1 protein-coding gene is annotated in these 506 nt (G+C 58.9%); it reads left to right on the top strand.

Translation table 11 applies throughout. The features are described from left to right. A partial coding sequence (locus FS818_RS28305; RefSeq protein ID WP_145336733.1) for a phosphopantetheine-binding protein occupies positions 1-506 on the top strand: 506 nt, incomplete at both ends.

Here is a 506-nt window from a genome sequence, read left to right as displayed (position 1 = left end):
TCCGAGTTGCGCACGTATTTGAAACGGAGTTTGCCTGAGTATATGGTGCCGCCGTATCTGGTGGAAGTGGAGCAAATCCCACTGACGGCCAACGGGAAGGTAGACCGAAAGGCGCTGCCGGAGCCGCAAGGGCTACTGCAGACAACCGGCGAATACGTTGCGCCGCGAAGCGAGACCGAAGCGAAGCTAGCGGAGATTTGGCAGGATGTACTAGGTCTTTCGCAACCGGTAAGCATCCGGGATGACTTCTTCGAGCTGGGGGGCCATTCACTCAAAGCGACGCAGCTGGTAGCACGCATCCAGAAGCAGTTGGATGCCAGCGTGCCGCTGAGTGAAGTGTTCGCCCGTCCAACGGTGGAGATGCTAGCCGGGTATTGGGAAACGGCAGCTATCCTGGAACGCTATGAGGCAATCAGTCCGGCGGAGCCGCGCGAAGCGTATCCTGCCTCGCCTGCCCAGCAGCGGATGTACGTGGTAAGTCAGCTGGATCAGAAGGGCATGGGTTA

The organism is Paenibacillus xylanexedens, from assembly GCF_007680605.1.
GTDB lineage: Bacteria > Bacillota > Bacilli > Paenibacillales > Paenibacillaceae > Paenibacillus > Paenibacillus xylanexedens_B.
This window is presented reverse-complemented; position numbering and strand designations above follow the sequence as displayed.